The sequence below is a fragment of the Nocardiopsis sp. TNDT3 genome (assembly GCF_003427465.1).
GTDB classification, from domain to species: Bacteria; Actinomycetota; Actinomycetes; order Streptosporangiales; family Streptosporangiaceae; genus Nocardiopsis; species Nocardiopsis dassonvillei.
The window spans coordinates 1-1,817 of record NZ_QPFC01001282.1; the positions used below are offsets into that span (position 1 = coordinate 1).

Below are 1,817 nucleotides of genomic sequence, written 5' to 3' on the forward strand. Positions count from 1 at the left end.
AGCTGGCGCGCTTTCGTTGCCGCCAGAAACCCCCAGCAGGAATGGCGCAGGGAGGGGCCCTGAAGACGGCCCCTCCCTACCCTTCAATTCATTACCCCCGTTGAGCACAGGGCGCTTAAGGGCACACCAAAACCTCCGTGGGTGGGATCCCCCCTATTTCCAGGAAACCATCACCACCCCACCCGCGACCAGCCCCGATGCGCGCCTGTGGAAAACGCGGCCTTACAAAGACCGCCCCACTCATGGAGAGCACCGACCCGCAGTGACCATCCACTCGCGGAGACCACCGATCCGCAGTGACCACCGATCCGTAGTGACCACCGTCCCGCGGGGACCACCACTCTCCGAACCCATCCGAGTTCCTCCGAGTTCCTCCGGACCCATCCGAGTCCCTCCGAACCCACCCGGGCCCGTCCAAGTCCATCGGACTCATCCGAAACCATCCGAACCCGTCCGAACCCATCCAGACCCATCCGAGCTCAGTCGTGGAAGACCAGCTCGTCCGGGCCGAGGGCCGTGAAGTCGGCCTCCTCGATGGGGCCGCCCTCGCGGTCGGTCACACGGGGCTCCTGGACCATCTCGATGCTGCCGCCCGACTCGTACCGGACGACGTAGACGCCCTGGTGGCCGCCGTGGTCACCGTCTCCGGAGGCGAAGGGGACGGGGCTGGGGCCCTGCCACTCCTGGGACTCCAGGGCGTCGACGAGCGACTGGCGGGTGAGGTCCTCGCCCGCCGACCTGAGAGCCTGGGCGAACATGACGGCCTGGGTCATGCCGAAGACGTGCGTGTTGGTGATCGTGCCGCCCTCCCCGTACTCCTCGTACACGTCGATGAAGAACCGGGCCCACTCGTCGTCCTCGTCCTCCACGCGCGGCATGTAGCTCGTGATGAGCATGCCTTCGAGGAACTCGTCGGCGGGCACGCCCTCGGCGTCGGTGTCCTGCGTGAACTCCGCCAGCAGGCCCTGGAGGGTGGCGGTGTCGCCGCCGATGCTGGAGACCACCCACTGGGGCTCGTAGCCGATGCTGGCCGCCTCCAGCATGCCGAGCGCGACGAACGCCGGGATGCAGGAGCACACGACCACCTCGGCCCCGGTGCGCTCCAGTTCGGCGATCTGGGCGCTGAGGTCGGGCACCTCGGACTCGTAGTGCTCCCGGGCCACGACCTCGTCGCCGAGGTACTGGTCGAGCCCGGTCTGGGAGTCCTCGCCGACGTCGTCGTTCTGGAACAGGTAGCCGACGCTCTGGTCGGGGAAGTTCGCCGCGATGTACTCGCCCTGGATCTTCGCCTCCTTGGTGTAGTCGGTCTGCCAGCCGTAGGTCAGCGGGTGCTCGTCGGGGTTGTTCCACGCCAGGGCGCCCGAGGACGGGAAGACGTCGGGCACGCCCTCCTCGTTGAGGTAGTCGAGGACGCTGCTGTGCGTGGGCGTGCCCAGACCGCCCACCATCGCGAAGATCTCGTCCTCGATGACCAGCTGCCGGGTCACGTCGATCGTCCGCGCGGGGTCGTAGGCGTCGTCCTCGACCCGGTAGTCGATCTCGCGCCCGTTCACGCCGCCCTGGGCGTTGACGTACTCGAACACGGCGCGGGCGCCCTGGGAGACCGCGAGGTAGCCGGGGGCCGCGGGCCCGGTCAGGGGCTGGTGGGAGCCGATGACGACGGCGTCGTCGGTGACGCCGGTGGAGACGTTCAGGTCGACCTCGGAGCCCTCGGTGACCTCACCGGCGCCGGTGCAGGCCGTCGCCAGCATCGTCAGGGCCAGGGAGGCCGCCAGGGCGGCCCGGGTTCCGCTGCGGTTGCGCATGGGGTTCTCCTT

Annotated in this window: 1 protein-coding gene; it reads right to left on the minus strand. The window is 68.7% G+C overall.

Annotation, left to right across the window (positions count from 1 at the left end; genetic code table 11):
* Window positions 1-479 precede the first annotated feature (479 nt).
* Window positions 480-1,805, minus strand: coding sequence for an ABC transporter substrate-binding protein (locus DQW06_RS26870; protein WP_013155584.1), 1,326 nt, complete (start codon window positions 1,803-1,805; stop codon window positions 480-482).
* Window positions 1,806-1,817 lie beyond the last annotated feature (12 nt).

What these genes read in the sequence shown, in the direction of transcription:
- DQW06_RS26870 (WP_013155584.1), bottom strand. Translation starts at nt 1,805, where the DNA reads ATGCGCAACCGCAGCGGAACCCGGGCCGCCCTGGCGGCCTCCCTGGCC.